This is a genomic window from Elusimicrobiota bacterium, assembly GCA_041660925.1.
Lineage (GTDB): Bacteria > Elusimicrobiota > Elusimicrobia > UBA1565 > UBA1565 > JBAZUV01.
Window position 1 is genome coordinate 257,781 of record JBAZVI010000004.1, and the last position, 20,067, is coordinate 277,847.

Below are 20,067 nucleotides of genomic sequence, written 5' to 3' on the forward strand. Positions count from 1 at the left end.
GCGCCTTTTTTTAGGGACGACGGAGGCCGTCTACCAGGCCGCGGCGGCCAGCGTCGGCATGAAGGTCACGCGGTCGGTGTCCCCGCGCTTGATGTAGGTGTCCTTGGAGACCTGCCCGAGACGGCGGAAGCCCCACTCCACGTAGTACGTCTGCCCGACCTCGAGCTTCGCGGTCATGTCCGCGAGGAAGTCGTTGAAGTCCACCGTGTAGCGCTCGGCGGTCGGAAAGGAGACTTCCTTCTCGACGAGCGTCGAGTCGAACCAGCCCGGGACCTCGCGGCGGAGCTTGACCTTGATGGAGGTCTTCTCGCCCGGATAGTAGGACGCCCAGAGGTCCGTGAAGCTCGCGGCGACGGCGGCTCCGCGGTTGACGGGCGCCTCCGCCCGCAGACCCGCGGCGTCGGGGTCCATGGCGATGCGGCGGCCGGGGACGAGTTGGACGAGGTCTCCGAGCTCGCGGATCTTGTACTCGTGCGCGCCGGCGAGCACGTAGGTGCTCAGCCAGTTCCGCTCGAGACAGACCTCGACGACCTCGCGCTCCCAGGGCAGCAGGGCCTGCCGGTCGAGGATCTCGACGCGCACCTGGCGGTTGTAGGTGAAGCCGGGCCGCTCATGGCAGATGGGGCCGCTGTGGGGCGGGTTGGGGTTGTAGCACTCCTGGATGTACTCCGTGCTGGAGAGCCACGCGGTCGGCGACATGGAGGGGCCGTTGGGCTCGAAGACGAGGTTGGCGCATTCGCGGGTCGCCCGGATGTAGGCCGCGTCGATCTTCTCGACCTGGACCTTGTCTTCGCCGGCCTTTTCCTTCGCGACGGAGAGGATCTGCTGGACGTCGACGCCCTGGTCGAAAGCGACCGCGGGCGCTTCTGCGCGGACCGCGGAGGCCAGGAGCCCGGCCAGGACCGCGGCGCAGATGCTTCGGATCACCATTGCTGCCACCTCCATGGACAGGCGGTACCAAAAGGCCTATCCGTATGGTAGGTCCATGGTACCAAATGAGTAGGCCCAAAGCAACATGTTTGTAACGTTCGTATGGTATTGGGGGGCTTAGGGGACATCCCTGCGCGGATGCGCGGCGGCGGGAAAATCTTCTATCATTAGGTCAGGCATGGACCCCGCGCTCATCCGCCGCTTTCTCAAGGAGACCCGCGTTCTGCGGCCGCCGCGGCGTCGGCTCTCGACCTTCGGCGCCACGAAGATCGAGTACCACCTCGTCTCTCCGGTCGAGGACCTGCCCGACAAGACGCGCCTGCGCGAAGGCACCGTGCTCTCGGAGAAGCCGAAAGTCCTCACCGCCGAGGCCCTGCGCGAGCGCTTCGAGGGCTTCGGCGACGACGCGCGCGGCTTCGAGGAATGGCTGCAGGGAGAGTACCGCGACCTCCTGCGCGCGCTCGAGTACCGCTTCCGCAACGACGGCCTGAGCACCCGGGTATTGACCCAGGATCCCCGCGACACCGCCCGGAGAATCATCGAGGACCTCGACGCCCGCGACTCGGCGCAGGGCGCCGTCATCCTCTGCCCCGACGGCGGCTGGTCGCTGGCCCTCATGAAGTTCACGCTCGACGAGGCCGCACGCTCCTTCCCCGGCAACGTCCGCGACCTGGAAAGGCGCGAAGGCTTCGACCCGGGCGCCGCCGAGGCCCGACGACGCCGCGCCGAGGTGGAGCGGCTCTTCTCCGCGGCCTCCGCCGACGCCTCCGCGCGCGAGGGTCTGCGCCGCAGGCTCGAGGACTTCGGCCTCTTCGGCGAATACGAGGACCGCTTCCTCTCCCTCTATAAATGAAGAACCTCCTCCCCCTCCTCATCCTCCCCTGTCTCCTCGCGACGGCCTGCCGCAAGCCGGCGCCGAGCCCGGAAGCCCCCGCTCCCGACGCGGGGCTCCCCCTCACGGTGACGAGCCCCGCCGTCCCGGTCACGGCCGACGCGTCCACCTCGGCCGCGCACCCGGGCCCGGGCTGGATCCCGCCCGCGACCGCCGTCCCGACGACGGCGTCCCGCGTGGCTCCCATCGTCTCCGAAGGGACCACCGGACAGTTCCGGCTCGCGCCCCCGGTCACGGGCCCCACGGTCGTCGCCCCTCCCGTCTTCAAAGGAGGGCGCCCCGCTCAGGGGAAGAAGCCCGCGCAGGGCGGCGGCGCGAAGCCGCCCGCCGCTGCACTGGGCGCGACCCCGCCCGGCTGCGGCGCCAAACCCGCGCAGCCCCTGCTCGGCCCCGCCGCGCCGACGGACGAGGAGCCGGACGCCTGCGGCCCCAAGTAGGGGCCGTTCTTCCTTAACTCCCCTTCCCCAGGGGAAGGGGCTGGGGTAGGGGAGTACAGCGAAAAGAATCTCCGCATCTGTACGTTCAACAGCGATTCCCCCTTCCCCTACCCCTTCCCGCGGGAAGGGGAGTTAGGGAAAAACAACACCCTTATTGACACCGCAAGGCCGATTTGTTCTACTGCGCTTTGCCGCACGTCGCAAGGAGGTGGTCATGCCCATCCGCGGGCTTGCCGTCGCTTTCGCCGTCGTCCTTTCCGCCGCGCAGTCCTTCGCGGCCTCGCCTTTCGACTCCGGCTCGACGCCCGACGCGCGTCCTTTCCTTTCGTCGGGCCAGAGCGACGAAAGGACGGCGCGAGAGGAGAACGGCCCGCGCGCCGCTCTTTCCGAAGCGCGCCTGGCCCAGGTCCCGGCCCTGCAGCCCGCCCCCTCGCCGCTGGCCCCGGAGGCCGTCGGCCCCAACGCGATGGTGCGCCGCATCATCACCTTCAAGAAGGGCACGCCGCTGCCGCGCCAGCTCCAGCTCACGCAGGTCGGCGGCGGGGTCGTGCTCGCCAAGCTCGGGCTCATCAGCGCGCTCTCCATCGCCGTGCCGCAGACGAGCCTCCTCTCTTTCGAGAAGGGGCTCGCCGCCTTCCCGGAGGTCGTGCGCATCGAGAACGACCGCGTCCAGAACTGGCTCAAGGACGTCCCCGCCGCGCCGCCCGCCGCGGGGCAGAAGACGCCCTGGGGCATCGAGCGCGTCCGCGCCGCCGCCGCCTGGCCGCTCACCCGCGGCGCCGGCGTGAAGGTCGCCGTCATCGACACCGGCATCGACCCGACGCACCCCGACCTGCGCGTGCTCGGCGGCTACAGCTCCATCACCCACGACGAGAAGTTCGCCGACGGGCACGGGCACGGCACGCATGTGGCGGGGACCATCGCCGCCCTCGACGACGGCAAGGGCGTCGTAGGCGTCGCCCCGGAGGTCGCGCTCTACGGCGTGCAGGTCCTCGGCGCCGACGGCAGCGGGAGCTTCGCCACCGTCATCGAGGGCATCCAGTGGGCCGTCGAGCACAAGATGGACGTCGCGAACATGAGCCTGGGCGCGAGCGAGGGGACGCCCGCGCTCGAGGAGGCGGTGAAGGCCGCCGCCGAGGCCGGCCTCACGATCGTCGCCGCCGCCGGCAACTCCGGCGGCGAGGTCGGCTATCCCGCCGTCTACCCGGAGGTCCTCGCGGTCTCCGCGATCGACTCCGCGGGAAAGCTCGCCTACTTCTCGAGCCGCGGTCCGCAGGTCGCCTTCGCCGCTCCCGGCGTCTCGGTCGAGTCCTGCTACCTCGGCGGCGCCTACGAGACGATGGACGGGACCTCGATGGCCTCGCCCCACGTCGCCGGGCTGGCCGCCCTCGCCGCCGCGCACGGCGCGCACGGCCCCAAGGCCCTGCGCGCGGCCCTCGAGGCCGCCGCCTCCCCCCTGCCGGGACTCTCGAAGGAGGAGCAGGGCGCCGGCCTCGTCGACGCCGGGCGCCTGACGGCCCCCAGGTCCTGAACTTTGCACGGACGGGAAGCCCCTCGGCCCGTCGGCCGAGGGGCTTCCATTTGCCCTCCCCGGCGAGTATGATTTATCCGTGCTGAAGACCCGGGCGGGACGACGGTTCCTCTGCGCCGCCGGCGTCGGCGCCGCCGCGCTGGCGCTCGTCCTCGGTCTGCGCCTCTCGCGCCCCGCCTACCGGCCGCAGGCGCCGGAGTACCGCGGCCGCGGCCCCGACGCCGCCCCCGTCGAGCTCGCGATGTTCTCGGACTTCGAGTGCGGCGGCTGCCGCGCCTCCGAGGAGCCGCTCAAGCAGCTCGACGGCCTCTTCCCGGGGAAGATCCGCTTCATCTTCAAGCACATGCCCTGGGACTTCCACCGCCACGCGCAGGCCGCGGCCGTGGCCGCCGAGTGCGCGGGCCGCGCGGGGAAGTTCTGGGCCTACCACGACCTCCTCTTCACGAAGCAGGCCGAGTGGGTCGTCGTCGAGGACCCGGCCCCGCTCTTCGCGCGCTACGCGCGCGAGGTCGGCGCCGCGGCCGCCCCCTTCGAGGCCTGCCGCAAGGACCCCGCCTCGGCCGCGGCGGTGGACGCCGACGCGAAGGAAGCCAAGGACCACTGGGTGCGGGCGACCCCGACCTTCTTCGTCAACGGGAAGCGCTTCGTCGGCGTGCGCCAGCTGCGCGGCCCCGGCTTCAACCTCATCGAGAGGGCCTTGAAGAAATGAGCCCCGAGACCCGAGCCCGCGTCGGTCTGGCCGCCCGCCTGCTCCTGGCGGCGCTCTTCCTGTTCTCGGGCCTCGAGAAGGCCTGGGCCCCGGCCGAGGACTTCGCCGCGGTCGTCGAGGCCTACAAGCTCGTCCCCCCCGAGCTCCTCATGCCTTTCGCGACCCTCCTGCCGCTCGCGGAGATCGTCCTCGGGCTCTCGCTGCTCCTGGGCGCCTTCGTCCGCGCCGCCTGCGCCGGCGCGGCGCTGCTGAACCTGGTCTTCATCGCCGCGCTCGCCTCGACGCTCGCGCGCGGCCTGGAGCTCGAGAGCTGCGGCTGCTTCGGCGGCGTGCACCTCACCCCTTTGCAGGCGATGTCCGTGGACGCCTTCATGATCGCGCTGGCCGTTCTGGCCTGGCGCGGCGCGGGGACGCTCTTCGCGCTCGACGGATGGATGGACGGAGGGGACTGATGGCCGCCAAGAAGAAGATCCTGGCCGTGGACGACGACGCGGGAATCTGCGAGCTCTACGAGACCGGCATCCCGGCGATGGGCTACGACCTGACCTGCGCCTCGAGCGGGAAGCAGGCGAAGGCCCAGATCGCCAAGGAGATCCCGGACCTCATCCTCATGGACATCATGATGCCCGACCTCGACGGCATCACCCTCACCCGCGAGATCCTCTCGGACCCGAAGACCTCGAAGGTCCCCATCCTCATCGTCAGCGGGCTCAGCGACGCCGCGACCCTCAACGACGCCCTCCTCTTCGGCGCCGTGGACTACGTGGTCAAGCCGCTCGACATGAACGTGCTCAAGAGCAAGATCGAGCGCTGCCTCGCCATCGCCGAGAAGCGGAAGTAATCACAAAAGGGACGCCCCCTCCACTTGAACCGAGGGGGCGTCCCTTTTGTGTTCTTACTTATTCGAGCGCGCCATACGCCTAGGAATCAATGCCACCGGATGCAACGAGCTCCCTCACGTTGCATGCATTCGGGGAGGCCGCCGCCTGAAGGCCGCTCGATAGGTTCCTTGTCACCACCGACAGCGGAAGATTCCCCCGACTCTCTGCTGCGCCTATCAGCATGGGGAGCTGGAATTCTGCGTACAGAGAGTTGCCGCTTCCATGTCAATGGGAAGGAACAGCAAGAACAAAAGCAAAACACTCATGGGGCGACTTCGATAGTGACCTCGTTTGATTCATTTCGACCGAGCCAACGATGCAAGGAATCCTCGTAAGACTTCATCTGCCTTTCACGTGGGATTCCTCGCTTCTCTAATTCAACAATCGTCGCCTGATTCGGTGGATTCGGGCGCGGGGGGGCGTACACGGCTCTGATGCGATATGTCCCGGGTTTGTCGAACTGAAAACGAGACGCCAGATCCCTGAACCTGTTCGGAGGAGGAGTATCCGGTCTCGTCGACAAAGTCTCTCCAGGGTGAAGGGCAAGCTGCAACCCGCCGCTCGTCTTCTCATTGGCTTTCAACCTTTCAAAAGCCGCTGCCTTCTGCCCCTCAGTCCAATTCTCCGGGAATTCAATCTCCTCTCTCACAAGACGATCTTCCAAGTAACTACCAAGCATTCTGGCTGTCTTCCCACCCGGCGGTGTCACATAAAACTCGAATCCCTGCGACAGATGAAGACTGCCGCTCTTAATGAATGAAACTGGAACCTCAACGAGAGAAACAATTTCATCTCCGATGTTCCGGATCTCCAAGCAGTATCGTAATTTTTCTCCTTTTCGAAGAATCGTCTTTTCTGGAATAAGGCGGATGGCTAATCCCCGCCCAGACTTCTGAGGCTTCCACCCACGCGGAGTAGGCTGCACCAGCTCTTTGCGATCAGACGTCTCCTGCCTGTCTAGAGCGACCATTTCCGGAACCACCGCCAGAAGGAACGCTTTTTTCTCTCATCCAGCTTTTTTGAATCCCTTATGCGTTCTGAAAGCTGACTCTCAGATAGCCCCTTCCATCCCTGCTCTGTATTCGTCCCATTCCCAGTTCGATCTCCGGACGCATCGCGTTTCCCACACGATGAAAAGGTAAGGGCGATGATGACAAGGAAAATTCTGATCTCAATCGGCATGTTGATGCGCGCCTCCAACATCGAATCCATTATGTCAGCCACAGTGTTCTGATTATATCACGCGCTTTGTATTGTTTGCATGTTTCTCAAACAGAACGGGAGAGGGAACACGAGAGGAACAGGGTCAGCAACGGCACACCCTGCTCTGGCGGGGACGGCATCCATGCATGGCGGTCCTCCCCCACCCAGCCTCCCCCGATAGGGGAGGGCAGTAAGGAAGAACGAACCCTAATCTAATCATCCTCCGGATGCTCGACCTGGAGGGTGACGTGGCGGATGCGGAAGTCCTCGTCCATGAGGCGCATCCCCTCCGCGAGGACCTTGCGGGCTTCCCCCTCCGGAGAGAGGACGAGGTGTCCGCTCATGGACACGACCCCGGAGGTCAGGCACCACAGATGGAGGTCGTGCACGGCCTCGACGCCGTCGATCTCGAGCAGGGCGGCGCGGATCGCCTCGGGGTCGAGGTGCATCGGCGCGCCCTCCAGGAGGATGTGCACCGCCTCGCGCACGAGGTTGAAGGAGGCGGGGAGGATGAGGAGGCAGATGAACACGCTCGCCAGCGGGTCCGCGTACCACCAGCCCGTGGTGAGCATCGCGATGCCGGCGGCGATCGCCCCGATCGAGCCGAGCGCGTCGGAGACCACGTGATAGAAGACCGCGCGCACGTTCATGCTGTGCTTGTGGTCGTGGAAGAGCACCAGTCCCGAGACGAGGTTGCAGACGAGGCCGACGACCGCGATGAGGAGCATCCCCCCGACGTGCTCGACCGCCGGCGGCTGCTGGAAGCGGTCCCAGGCCTCGTGCAGGATGAGCCCGACCACGAGCCAGAGCCCCACGCCGTTGAGCAGCGCGCCGAGCACCTCGACGCGCCGGTAGCCGAAGCTGCGTTTGCGGTCCGGAGGCAGGCGGGAGGCCCAGGCCGCGAAGAGCCCGATGCCGATGGCGGCGACGTCGACGGCCATGTGGGCCGCGTCGGCCAGGAGCGCGAGCGAGCCGGACCAGAAGCCGCCGACGAGCTCCGCGAGGAAGATGACGGCCGTCAGGGAGAAGGCCCAGGCCAGCGGCTTGGGGTCGCCCTCGACCGGTCCGGTCCCCTCGCAGTCCGGCGTCTCGCTCATGCGTTCGCCTGGCGGTAGGCCTCGTAGAGGAGGACGGCGGCGGCGGCCGAGGCGTTGAGACTCGAGACGCCGCCGGGGTCCTGCGGGATGGCCACGACCTCGTCGCACATCGACTGCACGAGCGGCCGCATCCCCGTCCCCTCGGAGCCGACGACGAGGACGAACGGGGTGTTGAAGCTCACTTCCCAGGCGGCCTTGCCGGCCATGTCGCCGCCGTAGATCCAGAAGCCGGCCTCCTTCAGCCGCCGCAGGGTCTGCGCGAGGTTCCCCACCTGGTAGACGGGGATCTTCTGCAGGGCGCCCGCGGAGGCGCGCGCCGCCCCGGGGCCGACGCCCGCGGTGTGGCGGTCGGGGGCGAGGATCGCCGAGACGCCGAGGCAGAGGGCGCTGCGGGCGATGGCCCCGACGTTCTGAGGGTCCTGGATCTGGTCGAGCGCCACGAGCACCGTCTTCGCGCGCTGCTTGTCGTCGAGCCCCGAGAGGAACTCCTCGAGGTCCTCGCCGCCGGGCGCCTCGGTCTGCACGGCGAGCCCCTGGTGCGGGATGCCGGCCGAGAGCTTGTCGAGGTCGCGGCGCGAGACCCACTTCACGCGCGCGCCGAGCGCCCGGGCCTTGCGGGCCAGCTCCTCGGAGTTCTTGCCCCGGTCGCGCTGGATCCAGAGCTCGCGCACCGTCTCGCGGTCGGAGCCGAGCGTCTCCTCGACGACGTGCGTCCCGTAGAGCCATCGGACGGGTTGTCTCATGATTCTCCTGAGCGGACTAAATCCGCGACCAGCTGGACCCCTCGCGGGTGTCCTTGACCTTGATCCCGCGTCCGGCCAGCTCCTTGCGGAGCGCGTCCGAAGCGGGGAAATCCTTGCGGCGCCGCGAGTCCACGTAGCGGTCGAAGAGGGCCTGAAGGTCGGCCGCCAGCGCGTCGGAGGAGGCCTCGAAGAGACGCAGGCCCAGCACCTTGTCGGCTTCGACGAGCAGCGCATGCTGCTCGCCGGGAGGAAGTTCGCGGAGCGCGTCCCAGAGCACGGCCAAAGCCCCGGGCATGTCGAGGTCGTCGGCGACGCGCCCGCGGAAGAGTTCGAGTTCGGCGCTCAGGCCCGCCGAAGGGACCGGGACCGCGGAGAGGTCCTTCGCGCGCTCGGCCAGGCGGCGCCGCGCGGTCTTCGCCGCCTCGAGCGCCTCCCAGGAGAACTCGAGCTGGCGGCGGTAGTGCGCGCCGAAGCAGAAGTAGCGGTAGTCGAGGGGGTCGAAGCCCTTGCCCTCGAGGTCCGCGAGGCGGATGAAGCCGCCGGCCGACTTGGCCATCTTCAGCTTGTTGACGACGAGGAACTCGCCGTGCATCCAGAGCCGCACGAAGGGCTTGCCGGTCGCCGCCTCGGCCTGGGCGATCTCGTTGGTGTGGTGGATCGGCACGTGGTCGATGCCGCCGCAGTGGATGTCGAAGGTCTCGCCGAGGTACTTCATCGCCATCGCCGAGCATTCGATGTGCCAGCCCGGGAAGCCGCGTCCCCACGGGGCGTCCCACTCCATCTGGCGCTTCGCCCCCTCGCCGGAGAACTTCCAGAGAGCGAAGTCGGTCGGGTTGCGCTTCTCGGCGTTGGCGACGACGCGGGCCCCTTCCTGCAGGCCCTCGAGGCGGGCGCGGCCGCCCGCGAGCGAGCCGTAGGCGGGGAAGCGCGCGGTGTCGAAGTAGATGCCGTCGGAGGTCTTGTAGGTGAGCCCGCGCTCCTCGAGCCGCCGCACGAGGGCGATCTGCTCGGGGATGTGCTCGGTCGCGCGGCAGAGCACGTGCGGGGGCAGGAGGTTGAGCTTCTTCGAGTCGTCGACGAAGCTCTGCGTGTAGAGCGCGGCGATGTCCCAGGCGGTCTTCCCCTCGCGGGCGGCGCCCAGCTCGAGCTTGTCCTCGCCGGCGTCGGCGTCGCTGGTGAGGTGCCCCACGTCGGTGATGTTCATGACGTGGCGCACGCGCAGGCCGAGGAACTCGAGGGTCCGGCGCAGGGCGTCTTCGAAGACGTAGGTGCGGTAGTTGCCGACGTGCAGGTAGTTGTAGACGGTCGGGCCGCAGGTGTAGAGCCCGACGACCCCGTCGGGCCCCGCGGGGGAGAAGGTCTCCTTCGCGCGCGTGAGGGTGTTGTAGAGGAGGAGGGGAGCGCTCATCCCGCCTATTCTATTAAATCGCCGCCCCCGTCGGGGGCCTCCCCGCCGGAAGACCCACGCCCCGGCGGGCCACCGGACCCGGGGGAAGCGGGCCTTCCGGCCGTATCGCGCACCCCCCCCGACATGGGATAATATGCCGCTATGAACAACCTCTTCTCCCTCTTCCTCGCGCTCCTGCTCGCCTTCCCGCTCCCCGCGCTCGCCCAGACCGGCCGCAGCGGGACCACGACCACCGCCGTCACGGAGACCGTCGTTCCGGTCGGCCTCCCCGGCACCCAGGCCGGCAGCGTCGCCCCCGCGAACATCGCGCCGTCCCTGGCGCTCCCGACCTCCCTGCCGACGACGAAGACCCCCGTCGCGCAGACGGAGACGAAAGCCGCCGCGACCTTCACCCCGGCCCCCGCCTCCGCGCTCCCCGCGCCGACCGCCGTCCCGCAGGGGAACGCCCCCGCGGGCTCCGCGCCCGTCCACACCCCAGCCCCTCAGCTCGGCGCCGCGTCGCAGGTCCTGCCCCCCGTCCAGGTCGACGGAGCCGCCGCCCCGGACAAGGTCGCGGGCCAGGGCCCCAAGGACGCCGCGCTCTCGGCGGAGTCCGCGGCCATCACCGCGCAGGAGAAAGCCGACAAGCGCGCGGGAACGAAGAACGCCCAGGACCGCATCGACCGGCGCATCGAGGAGCTGCGCCGCGCGTTCACTCCCCGCGCGGTCGAGGACGCCGCGGGCCAGGGGCATTCCCGCAACGGCGTCGCAGGGACCGACGCGGCCGCGAAGAACGCCCGCGAAGAGAGCGGCCGCCGCGCGATCGAAGGCGCGATGGGCCGCTTCGAGGCCCAGATCTCCGCGATGACCGCCGAGCTCGGACACGCCCCCATCCTGGCGGGCACCATCCTCCAGGCCGGCCGCGAGGCCTTCAACAAGATCCGCGCCCTCATCCTGCGCAGCGTCGTCTCCCCCCAGCGCACGCTGCTGCGCGCCTCGGCGGAGGATGCGCCCGTGAAGCCGGAAGCGCGCACGCTGCGCGTGGGCGTCTACCCGGTCGCGGCCGACCCCTTCCAGTGGGCGCATCTCATCATCGGCCTGCGCGCCATCGCCGAGCTCAAGCTCGACAAGGTGGTCTTCATCCTCCAGGGCGACGACACGCGCAAGCCCAACATGACGGAGGCGGCCTTCCGGCATCCGATGGGCCGCGCGGTGCTCGAGCAGTTCAGCCCGCTCTTCCAGTACTCGTCGATCGGGGTGGGCAACACCTTCGACGGGGAGACGAACATCTTCCGCATCCTCGAGCTCAACCCCGAGCAGAAGATCGACGCCTTCTACATCGTGGGCGGCGACCACTACCGCTTCACCACCGAAAGCGGCAGCGACGACACCCTCAACAAGATCGCCAAGAAGCTCGCCGACCCGAAGCTCATCGACCGCTCGAAGCACTCCGTGAGCCTGGCCTTCGTGGAGCGCGACGTGCCGCTCAAGCGCCTCCAGACGCCGCTCGATGTGCACTTCCTCAAGGACGTGGGCTTCGAGGCCTCCTCCACCCAGGTGCGCAAGGGCAACTACGAGCTCATGCCCTGGGCGGCCTACGAGTATGTGAAGAAGCACCGCCCGGGCCTCTACGGCATCGGCGCCCCCAACTAGAAGCCATCCCAAAACCCCGCTGCGCCTGCAAACGCGGCTTTCGGCCTGGTTTCTGGATGGCTTCTAAGCACGAAAGACTAAGGATTGCTTAAGCCCCGCATAAGGCCGCCTTCAGCCCGGCGGGCTATGCTGTGGATATGGAGAACGGGCTCGGCGAAGAACGCACAGTACTGGTCGTAGACGACGAGAAGATGGTCAGAACGATCGTCTCCCGCACGCTCAACGGCTGCGGCTTCCGGGTCCTCGAGGCGGGCGACGGCAAGGAGGCTCTCACCATCATCTTCGAACGGATGCCCGCCCTCATCATCCTCGACCTCTGCATGCCCACTCTCGACGGCGGCTCCGTCTGCCGGGTCCTGCGCAGCGACGAGCGTACGCTCTCCGTCCCCATCCTCGTGCTCACGGGACTCATCGAGACCCACACCGAGGTCGAGATCCTGGAGTTGGGCGCCGACGACTACATGACGAAGCCCTTCGACCCCGCCGAGCTCCGCTCGCGCCTCAAGGCCCTCCAGCGCCGCAGCGGAGCGGCCGCCCCGTCCGCCGAAAAGCCCTCCTAAAACCTGTAGGCGAGCGTCCCGATCCATCGGGAGCGCACGAGCACGCCGTTCTGCCCCGTGACCACGGGACTCTCATAGCGAGTGAGTTCGTAGTGCTTGCGGTCGAGGAAGTTGAAGGCGCTGACGCCCGCCGAGAGCCCTTTCAAACGCCCCTTGAACGCGTGCTCCAGATGAAGATTCATCACCAGATAGTCCGCGACCTTCGCCCTGCGGATCTGATCGGCCGCGAGCGAGGAATCATAGTCGTGCCAGTACGTCGCTCCCACCCAGTTCGCCCACAGGCTGCCGCTCCAGCCGTCCTTGCGGGCCCGCAGGCCCGCGTTGGCCTTGCTGCGGGGGCCGCCGCACTCGCCGATGGTCGACTCCAGGTCTCCGACCAGGCATTGGTAGGAGTAGTTCGCGAACGCGGAGTACTCCGGCTTCGGCCGATACTCCACGCCCAGTTCCCCGCCCCAACCGCTCCCTTGCCCGCGGTTCGTGTAGGAGGACCGGACCCTCATCAACGGCCAGCCCGCGGGATCCTCGAGCGGGACCGTGGTCGTGATGAAGTCCTGGATGCGATAGTGGAAGCCCGTGAGCGAGACCTGAAAGGACTCGACGCGTGCCTGGTAGGAGAGCTCGAACTGAGTGGCCTTCTCGGGCTTGAGGTCCCGGGCGCCGATCGTCGTCGCCTCGAGGTCCGTGAAGCCGTTATCGACCAAGCCCGGCGCGACGGCAGGGGACGTCCGGACGGAATTCAGGTAGTTCTCCGCCAAGGTGGGATTGCGGAAAGAGGTCGCCGCGGAGAAGCGCAGGATATGTCCGCTGCGCGGCTCGAAGACGGCGCTCCCCCGAGGAGAGAATACTCTCCCCGAATACGGGTGCCGGTCGATCCTCCCGCTCGCCAGGAAGGTCCAGCGCGACCAGGGCTCCCAGCGGTCCTCGAAGTAGAGGTTCCAGAGGTCCTGGGTCGTGCGAACGGGAAGAAAGGTCCTCGAACTCATCGCGTTGTTCCGATACCCGCCGCCGACCACCAGGGAGTTGCTCCAGGGGAGCTCGAAAGTCTGATGGATGTCGAAGTCCACGGTGTCGTAATCCAGATTCGACTCATCCTGGGTATGCAGGACCGTGCGGCCGCGGTTCCAGAAGCCCCGGACCCTCGTGCCGCGCAAGCGATAGTCCACGCGCGCGAAATGGACCTGCCCGTCCTCCGAGCCCGTTCCTCCGCCGCCGGTGTTTGTGAGCACGTCGAGGTTCGCCCCGCCGCCGGAGAAGCCCAGTTCCTGCTCCTCCGAGAATCGCCAGGAGGCGGCGACATGCGCTTTCCCCACCTCGGAGGCCCGACGGGACGCATCCTCGAAGCGGTGCGTGGAGCGCCAGGACCCCGCGCCCTTGTAGGAGAAGTCCCCCTGCCGCCCGCCGTAGACCAAGCTTCCGAGATGGGCCCTCCGTTCGCCGAAGGAATAGCTCGCCTGCCCGCCGCCGAGCCGCTCCGGAGACTTCGTGACGATGTTGATCACCCCGCTGACGGCGTTGGCCCCGTACAGAGCCGACGCGGGACCCGCGACGACCTCGATGCGCTCGATCTCCTCCAGCGTGACCGGAAGGGCCTCCCACGTGACGAAGTCGAAGAAGCCGTTGAGCACCGTGCGCCCGTCGAGGAGGATGAGGGTCCGGTTGTTGAGCGGCTTGGCCATGCCCCGGACGCCGACCTCCCCCTGCGAAGTCTGGGTCTGAACCACGTCCACGCCGGGAAGAGACCGAAAGGCGTCCCAGAGCGTTTGCGCACCCGAGGCCCGGATTTCTTCGGCCGTGAGGACATAGACGGTCGCGGGGAGCCGCGCGGAGGTCTGCGGCAGGCGGGAAGCGGTGATGACGCGCGCCTCGTCCTCGAAAAAGCGGATATCCTCATCGCTCACCCCGGCTCGCGCGGAGAGGACCGCCGGACCGCTCAGGAGTATTCCGATTACGAACGCCGCCTCGCGCTTGTTCAGCATGGGGGCCCCTCGGGTTCCGATCTCGCACCGCCCGTCGAAGCATGGTGCGCCGCCAGGACTTCGTGGACTTTCGCGGCGAGACTATCGGGAGAAAAAGGCTTCTGGATGAACGCGCGGCTCGCCAGCAGCTCTTCCTGGATGGCGGCGTGCTCGGTATAGCCGGACATGTAGAGGACCGGGAGGCCGGGATGTTCCGCGAGCACCCTCCTGGCCAGCTCCAATCCGGTCATCCCAGGCATCACGACATCCGTCAAAAGGAGGTGGATGCTCCCGCGATGCTCCTGATAAAGCAGCAGCGCAGCCGCCCCATCGTCGGCCGCGAGGACCCGATAGCCGTTCCCTTCGAGCGTTCTGCGTGCGACCGCCTGCGCCGCCTGGTCATCCTCCACCAGGAGGATGGTCTCGTCCCCGCGCCGCACTTCGGCGGGCGCCGGGAACGGCGAGCCCTCCCGCAGAACCTCCGGAGTCAGAGGGAGATAGACTTTGAAGGTCGTCCCCCGGTTGAGCTCGCTGTAAACGGCGACGCTCCCGCCGCTCTGCAGGACGATGCCGTGAGAGGTGGCCAGCCCCAGACCGGTCCCCTTCCCGCGCTCTTTGGTGGTGAAGAACGGCTCGAAAAGATGCGTCTGGGTCTCCTTGGACATGCCCTCCCCGGTATCGGTGATGGCGATCATCGCGTAACGGCCCGGAGCGATCTCTCCATGCGTATGCGCCTGGGCCTGCGCGAACTCCATGTTCCTCGTCTCGATCGCGATCTTCCCGCCGTGCGGCATCGCATCGCGCGCGTTGATGACGAGGTTGATGACGACCTGCTCGACCTGCCCGGCGTCGGCCTTGACCCTCCCGAGCTCCGGATCCAAGGACATGGTCAGGGCGATATCCTCTCCGACGAGCGTCCTCAGCATCTTCGCCGTGTTCGTAAGCAGGGCGTTGAGGTCCAGGACGACCGCCTGCAGCACCTGCTTGCGGCTGAACGCGAGCATCTGGCGCGTCAGCGTGGAGGCCCTCGCCGCGGCCTTCTTGATCTCCAGCACGTCATCGTGATTCTCGCTCCCCTTCGGAAGGCTCTCGAGGAGGAAATTGGCATAGCCCGTGACCGCGGTGAGGATGTTGTTGAAGTCGTGAGCCACGCCGCCGGCCAGACGCCCGACGGCCGCGATCTTTTCCGAATGGCGGAGCATCATCTCCATCTTCCTGCGCTCGGAAAGGTCCTTGGCGATGAGGATGACCCCCGCCGCCCCCCCGGAGCCGTCCGTCATGGCGGAAGCGGCGAGGAGGACGGGGATGCGCTTGCCGATCTTGTCGATCATCAGCGTCTCGATGTCGCGGGCCATCCCCTCCGCGGGCATCCTCCCCGCGACGATGCTCGCAAGGATGTCCGCCGACTTCCCGACGGGACTCTGAGGAAGCAGCTCCTCGAACAGGGCATGTATGGGACGTCCCAGGAGTTCCTCCTCCGCGTAGCCCAGGAGCTTCGTGCCGACCTGATTGACGACCCGGATCGATCCCTGCGCGTCCGCGACGAGCACGATGTCGACGATGCTGCGCAGCGTGCGGTCCAGGTCCACGCTCATGCGATTGAACGTACGCGCCAGCTCTCCGACCTCGTCGCGCGAATGGATGGGGACCGTGAGACCGTATCGGCCGTGCCCGACCTGGGAGACCGACTCGGCGAGCTCCCGGATCGGGGAGAGCGTGCGCCTCAGGAGGAGCCGGACGGCGACGAGCATGCAGGCGCCGGCGAGGAGCATGATGAGCGCGATCCTCCCGAGGATGCGTCGGTCGGTCTCGACGACGCCGCGCAGCGGCAAGCCGACGCGAAGGGCTCCCAGACGTCTTCCTCCCCCCTCCTCGTGCGCCAGCAGGAAATCGTCGTCCCGGACCCAGACGGGGATCGCGAGATCGAGCACGGTCTCCTCGCCGTAGCGGGCCCAGTGGGACAACGGCTTGTCGGCGCTCAGCGCCGCACGCGTCTGCGGGTCGTCATAGATCCGCCCCGCCTCGACGACGTTCGTATGTGCGAGGACCCGGCCGGAGGGGTCCAGCGCCAGCACGTAGGAGGCCTTCAACTCCTTGGCGGCGTCCTGCAGGATGGGGAGGAGGCGCTTCTCGTCGGCGGCCGCGACGCCGGCCGACGCCTGCACCCCGAAATCGGAGGATTTCGACAAGGAGAGCTGCGTCAGTTCGTCGATGAGGACGGCATGGACCGCTTTCTGCGAGAAATAGACGATCGGAAGGAAGGACAGCAGCTGCAGCACCAGCAGGCCTCCCAGGATCTTGGTCTGGAGCTTCATGGGAGGACCTTGTCGGCCTGTTGGAGCGCCGTCCCCGAGATCCGCTGCTTGAAGCTCTCCGCCGCCGTCTTGCTGACGGCGACCGTGACGACCTTCGGATAGAGGTCTCCCTTCGGCGGGGAGCCGGCGAGGAGGTCTCGGACCACGCGCCCCGTGCTTCGCCCCACCTCGCGGAAACCGACCCCCGCCGAGGCGAACACGCCGTCTTTGACCAGCCCTTCGGTCGGGACATAGAGAGGCACCTGGTTGGAGAGGGAGAAGTCTCTGAAGGTGACCATGCTCCCCTGAGAGAGGAGGAGAGGGTCCGGAGGCAGCCATAACGCGTCGACCTTGCGATGCAGATCGCGAAGCAGCAAGGGGATATCCGACGGACTCCTGGCGCGGCGTCCCTCGATGGAGACACCCAGCGACTCCGCCGCTTCGCTCAGACTTTCGAGGTAGCCCTCATACGGATCGGAAGTCCAGACGACCCCGAGTCTCTTGAGGCCGGGCTGCATCCGGATCAGACGCGAGATCAGTTCGGCGGGACTCGGCTCCAGACCGACCCTGACGATGCGCGGTCCTTCGCGGACCGTCCCCGGAGACATGGAACAGACGAGCCATTCCCGTCGGCCGTACTCATGAACGACGGCTTTGGCCCCGAAAGCGGCCACGATACGGACCTCGGGAGGAAGATGGGGCTCTCCCTGGGAAAGGAAGACCGTCGGGACCGGTCCGCCGTACTCCTGCTCGAAGCCGGCGAGGGCCTCCCGATAAGGCATCGCGTCGGAGCCGAGGACGGCGACCACCTCGTCCTTGGCCCATCCCGAAGAGACCAGGATGAGCGCGACGGCGATGGCCATCCCGCCCCGTCGCCGAACTTTCTCGAAGGCTCTCATGTCAGCGCCCACCGCGAGCCACCCCGAAACGGTACTCCAGCCCGAGGAGATAGTTGCGCCCGTCCTGCTGGATGGCGGATTGAGTATGCTCGGCCGCGCCGGAGACGCGATACTCCGTGTCCAGGACGTTCTGGACCGACGCGTACACGTCGAGCCCCTCCGGTCCGGGCGCTGTTCGGACGGCCACGGACAACAATCCCGTGGCCGGCAGAGTCGAACCCTGATACGTCCGCCGGGCGCTCACCAGGAAGCCCTCCAGAGATATCCTGCTCTTTCGGAAAGTCAGAAGCCGGCTCAAGCCCAGGTTCGCGATATGCGTGGGAGAATTGCTCAGGCGGTCTCCTCCCTCGATCCGGGTCGACTGCAGCGTGTACCCGAGATGAGCGCTGAGGTTCTTCGTCATGTCCCCTTTCGCATAGAACTCCGCTCCCTCGGTCCGCACGTGCTCATTGTTGACGTATTGGATGCTCCCGTCCGGCCGCGTGATCTGGCTGATGAGGTCGGTGATCTTGTTTCGGAAGAGGCTCACGCTCAGGAATCGACGGGAAGAGTACTCTTGCTCGAATGCGACCTCATACGTCCTGATCTTTTCGGGAACGAGCCCCGGGTTCGCCACGCTCATCGCGCCGGCGGTGTAGAAGCGTTCGAACGGCGTCGGTCCGCGGAACGCCGTGCCGTAAAGGAGCTTGAGACTGCTTCCCCTCCAGGGGTGATAGACGACGGCGGTACGCGGGTTGAAGACATGTCCGAAAGCCTCATACCGGTCATATCGGAGGCCGAGGGTCAGGACCAGATCGCTGCGCAACCGGAGTTCCTGCTGGCCGAAGAGCGCCCACCGGTATTCGGCGCGGTTGTCGTCAAGGTAGTCCTGATGCGGGTCCTGGTCGTAATTGATCTGCCGTCCGAGAAGGCTCTTCTCGAACTCCTCTCCCAACAGGAGCGGATGTTCGTCGCCGAAGAACGTGAAGCGGCCGCGGACCTCCTCTCCGTACCAGGCGGACTTCACGACGTCCTTGTTGATCAGGAGATCCGGCGGCGGGGTCGAGTTGTCATAGACATAATCCGCATGATACCCATACCCGTCGACGTACGATCGTCCCGTGAGCCGCACGTTCTCATGCACCTTGAGGTCCAGCATGGAGATCTCGAAGAAGCTGCGAGTATCCGTGGTGAACGTGCCGTTGTCGTTGAAGCGCGTCCCGAAAGGCGCGGTCGGAAGCGTCTTGTCGCGAACATTGAGTCCGCCCTGGAGCATCCATCCCGGCCGAGACAGGCTCGCGTAGAACGACTTGCTCTCCTCGCGGTCGGCGTTCTCGGCCTTCCCTCCGTTGGTCCCCGAGAACTCCGGATAAACGAGGTCGCGGCCCTGCATCCGGCGGTAAGCTCCCGCGGCGTACCACTCCCATCCGTTCTCATGCCGGTGGGAGGCCTCCGCGAACTCCCGGTGCGTGCCGTAGCTCCCCCCCTCGGTGCGAGCCCGGGCCGGAGGAGAGCTCCCGGCCCCGCGCGTCACGACGTTCACGACGGCGAAGAAGGCGTTGTCTCCGTAGAGGGCGGACGCGGGACCCTTGACGACTTCGATGCGCTCGACGGAAGAGATGTCCACGAGGGATTCATATCCGACGTAATTCGAGCCGTAGACGTTCTCGTTGATGCGGTGCCCGTTGATGAGAAGAAGTATACGGTTGTTGTAATCCGCCGGACGGCCGAAACCCCGCACCCATAGGTAGGTGTAATTCCGATCGCAGGTCCCGTAGATGCCCGGTATGCTCTGGAGCGCATCGGCCAAGGTGCGATAGCCGTAGTTCGCGATGTCTTCCGCCGTGACGATCTGCGTGGCTGCGGGAGCATCGGAGACCCTCTGCGGATACTTGGAGGCGGACAGGACGCGCGCCTCCTCCTCGAAGAAATCGAGATCCGCGTTCTCTGCGGAGAAAGAGCGCGAGGACATGCAGAAAAGGACCGGAATGCAGAAAACGACGACACGCGCTCCCCTCATCCCACCTCCTCTTGCCGTAGTATGACGGATGAAGCTTGCCGGAGGATTAAACGCCGCTTAATTCATCCTAAAGGCCTGGACCTCCTCCGCTTCTCAGTATAGCCGAACCCCTGCGTCTGTCAAGGCAAATGCAAAAATCGCAAAGCCCGGATGCCGGGCCATACCCGTCGGGGGCACGTTCTCACTGGATTCGACACGACACCGGACGACAATGAAAGAAGGGCCCCCCGGAGACTCCGGGGGGCCCTTTTCGTCCGCGCAAGCGCTCGGGTCAGTCGCCGGCGTCTTCCTTCTCCGGCGCGCCTTCCGGAGGACCCTGAGGCGGGCGGTTCTGCATGCCGCGGCCGGGCATGCCGCCGCCGCCGCCCATCATGCCGGGGTGCCCTTTCATCCCGCCGGGCCCCATGCCGCCCATCCCGCCCATGCCCCGGCTCATGTGGACGAGCATCCCCGCCCGCGCCTTGACCGGCAGAAAGGAGAGCGAGGCCTCGAAGCGCTCATGCTCCGCGGCGATGGCCTTGCGCGCGGCCGCGACGCGGTCCATCCCGGCCTGAAGATCCTTGTCCGAGGCGTTGTCCTCGAGCAGGTCGCTGAGCTTCGTGATCGCGTCCCGCATCTCCCGCTGAAGGGGCTTCATCGCCGTGCGCTCCGCCTTCATCGCGACCTCGAGCTTCTCCTTCTGTTCCGCGGAGAGCCCCAGCTTGTCGCCGCGCGAGCCCATCGACTTCTCCCCGGCCGCCGCCTTGGGGTCCCTCTTCTCCTGCGCCTTCACGACCGACAGCCCCGCCAGCAGCAGGGAGACCGTCAACAGCACGTATATGGATCGTTTCATGCTTCCTCCTTTGTCCGACATCCTTTAGACGCCCACTCTACCTCGTTTGTGTCGCGAAGGGAAGC

The 20,067-nt window shown here is 67.0% G+C and carries 18 protein-coding genes; 8 read left to right on the plus strand and 10 right to left on the minus strand.

The features are described from left to right. Positions 1-30: 30 nt before the first annotated feature. On the minus strand, positions 31-930 hold the full coding sequence (locus tag WC969_07580) for a hypothetical protein (protein MFA6029696.1): 900 nt from the start codon (positions 928-930) through the stop codon (positions 31-33). A 178-nt stretch (positions 931-1,108) separates the two neighbouring features. Here WC969_07580 and WC969_07585 point away from each other — a divergent pair, with 178 nt between their 5' ends. The 6 genes from WC969_07585 (at position 1,109) to WC969_07610 (ending at position 5,340) form a co-directional block, all read left to right on the plus strand. Beyond that, positions 1,109-1,783, plus strand: coding sequence for a hypothetical protein (locus WC969_07585; protein MFA6029697.1), 675 nt, complete (start codon positions 1,109-1,111; stop codon positions 1,781-1,783). After that, a complete protein-coding gene (locus WC969_07590; GenBank protein ID MFA6029698.1) occupies positions 1,780-2,259 on the plus strand; it encodes a hypothetical protein in 480 nt (159 codons plus the stop codon). The genes WC969_07585 and WC969_07590 overlap by 4 nt, the downstream gene beginning before the upstream one ends. 214 nt (positions 2,260-2,473) lie before the next feature. Further along, entirely contained in the window at positions 2,474-3,790 is a 1,317-nt protein-coding gene (locus tag WC969_07595) for a S8 family peptidase (protein ID MFA6029699.1), read from the plus strand. A 79-nt stretch (positions 3,791-3,869) separates the two neighbouring features. After that, positions 3,870-4,499, plus strand: a complete 630-nt coding sequence (locus tag WC969_07600) for a thioredoxin domain-containing protein (GenBank protein ID MFA6029700.1) — start codon at positions 3,870-3,872, stop codon at positions 4,497-4,499. Then, the gene (locus WC969_07605; protein MFA6029701.1) at positions 4,496-4,951 is read left to right on the plus strand and encodes a MauE/DoxX family redox-associated membrane protein; all 456 of its coding nucleotides are present in this window, start codon (positions 4,496-4,498) and stop codon (positions 4,949-4,951) included. The genes WC969_07600 and WC969_07605 overlap by 4 nt, the downstream gene beginning before the upstream one ends. Then, positions 4,951-5,340 carry a response regulator gene (locus WC969_07610; protein ID MFA6029702.1) on the plus strand — a complete coding sequence of 130 codons (390 nt, stop codon included), beginning with the start codon at positions 4,951-4,953 and terminating at the stop codon, positions 5,338-5,340. The genes WC969_07605 and WC969_07610 overlap by 1 nt, the downstream gene beginning before the upstream one ends. 302 nt (positions 5,341-5,642) lie before the next feature. Here the strand turns inward: WC969_07610 and WC969_07615 are convergent, their stop codons facing one another. The 4 genes from WC969_07615 to cysS all read right to left on the minus strand — a co-directional run bounded on the left by WC969_07615 (position 5,643) and on the right by cysS (position 9,831). Beyond that, a complete protein-coding gene (locus WC969_07615; GenBank protein MFA6029703.1) occupies positions 5,643-6,194 on the minus strand; it encodes a hypothetical protein in 552 nt (183 codons plus the stop codon). A 601-nt stretch (positions 6,195-6,795) separates the two neighbouring features. Next, the gene (locus tag WC969_07620) at positions 6,796-7,680 is read right to left on the minus strand and encodes a cation diffusion facilitator family transporter (GenBank protein MFA6029704.1); all 885 of its coding nucleotides are present in this window, start codon (positions 7,678-7,680) and stop codon (positions 6,796-6,798) included. Continuing rightward, complete coding sequence (gene rlmB / locus WC969_07625; protein MFA6029705.1) at positions 7,677-8,423, minus strand: 23S rRNA (guanosine(2251)-2'-O)-methyltransferase RlmB; 747 nt, start codon at positions 8,421-8,423, stop codon at positions 7,677-7,679. Before rlmB ends, WC969_07620 begins: the two co-directional genes overlap by 4 nt. Positions 8,424-8,439: 16 nt before the next feature. Further along, complete coding sequence (gene cysS, locus WC969_07630) at positions 8,440-9,831, minus strand: cysteine--tRNA ligase (GenBank protein MFA6029706.1); 1,392 nt, start codon at positions 9,829-9,831, stop codon at positions 8,440-8,442. A 141-nt stretch (positions 9,832-9,972) separates the two neighbouring features. On the opposite strand from cysS, the gene WC969_07635 reads away from it, so the two are divergent. Then, a complete protein-coding gene (locus tag WC969_07635) occupies positions 9,973-11,463 on the plus strand; it encodes a hypothetical protein (protein ID MFA6029707.1) in 1,491 nt (496 codons plus the stop codon). A gap of 137 nt (positions 11,464-11,600) precedes the next feature. After that, the gene (locus WC969_07640) at positions 11,601-12,023 is read left to right on the plus strand and encodes a response regulator (GenBank protein MFA6029708.1); all 423 of its coding nucleotides are present in this window, start codon (positions 11,601-11,603) and stop codon (positions 12,021-12,023) included. Here the strand turns inward: WC969_07640 and WC969_07645 are convergent. The 5 genes from WC969_07645 to WC969_07665 all read right to left on the minus strand — a co-directional run bounded on the left by WC969_07645 (position 12,020) and on the right by WC969_07665 (position 20,002). After that, positions 12,020-13,999: a TonB-dependent receptor gene (locus WC969_07645; protein MFA6029709.1), complete on the minus strand. Its 1,980-nt coding sequence runs from the start codon at positions 13,997-13,999 to the stop codon at positions 12,020-12,022. The two genes, WC969_07640 and WC969_07645, sit on opposite strands and share 4 nt — an antisense overlap. Beyond that, positions 13,993-16,293 carry an ATP-binding protein gene (locus WC969_07650; protein MFA6029710.1) on the minus strand — a complete coding sequence of 767 codons (2,301 nt, stop codon included), beginning with the start codon at positions 16,291-16,293 and terminating at the stop codon, positions 13,993-13,995. The genes WC969_07645 and WC969_07650 overlap by 7 nt, the downstream gene beginning before the upstream one ends. Then, entirely contained in the window at positions 16,290-17,135 is an 846-nt protein-coding gene (locus tag WC969_07655) for an ABC transporter substrate binding protein (protein MFA6029711.1), read from the minus strand. The genes WC969_07650 and WC969_07655 overlap by 4 nt, the downstream gene beginning before the upstream one ends. 37 nt (positions 17,136-17,172) lie before the next feature. Beyond that, the gene (locus WC969_07660) at positions 17,173-19,122 is read right to left on the minus strand and encodes a TonB-dependent receptor (GenBank protein MFA6029712.1); all 1,950 of its coding nucleotides are present in this window, start codon (positions 19,120-19,122) and stop codon (positions 17,173-17,175) included. Positions 19,123-19,441: 319 nt separating this feature from the next. Continuing rightward, a complete protein-coding gene (locus tag WC969_07665; GenBank protein ID MFA6029713.1) occupies positions 19,442-20,002 on the minus strand; it encodes a periplasmic heavy metal sensor in 561 nt (186 codons plus the stop codon). Between the last annotated feature and the right edge of the window lie 65 nt (positions 20,003-20,067).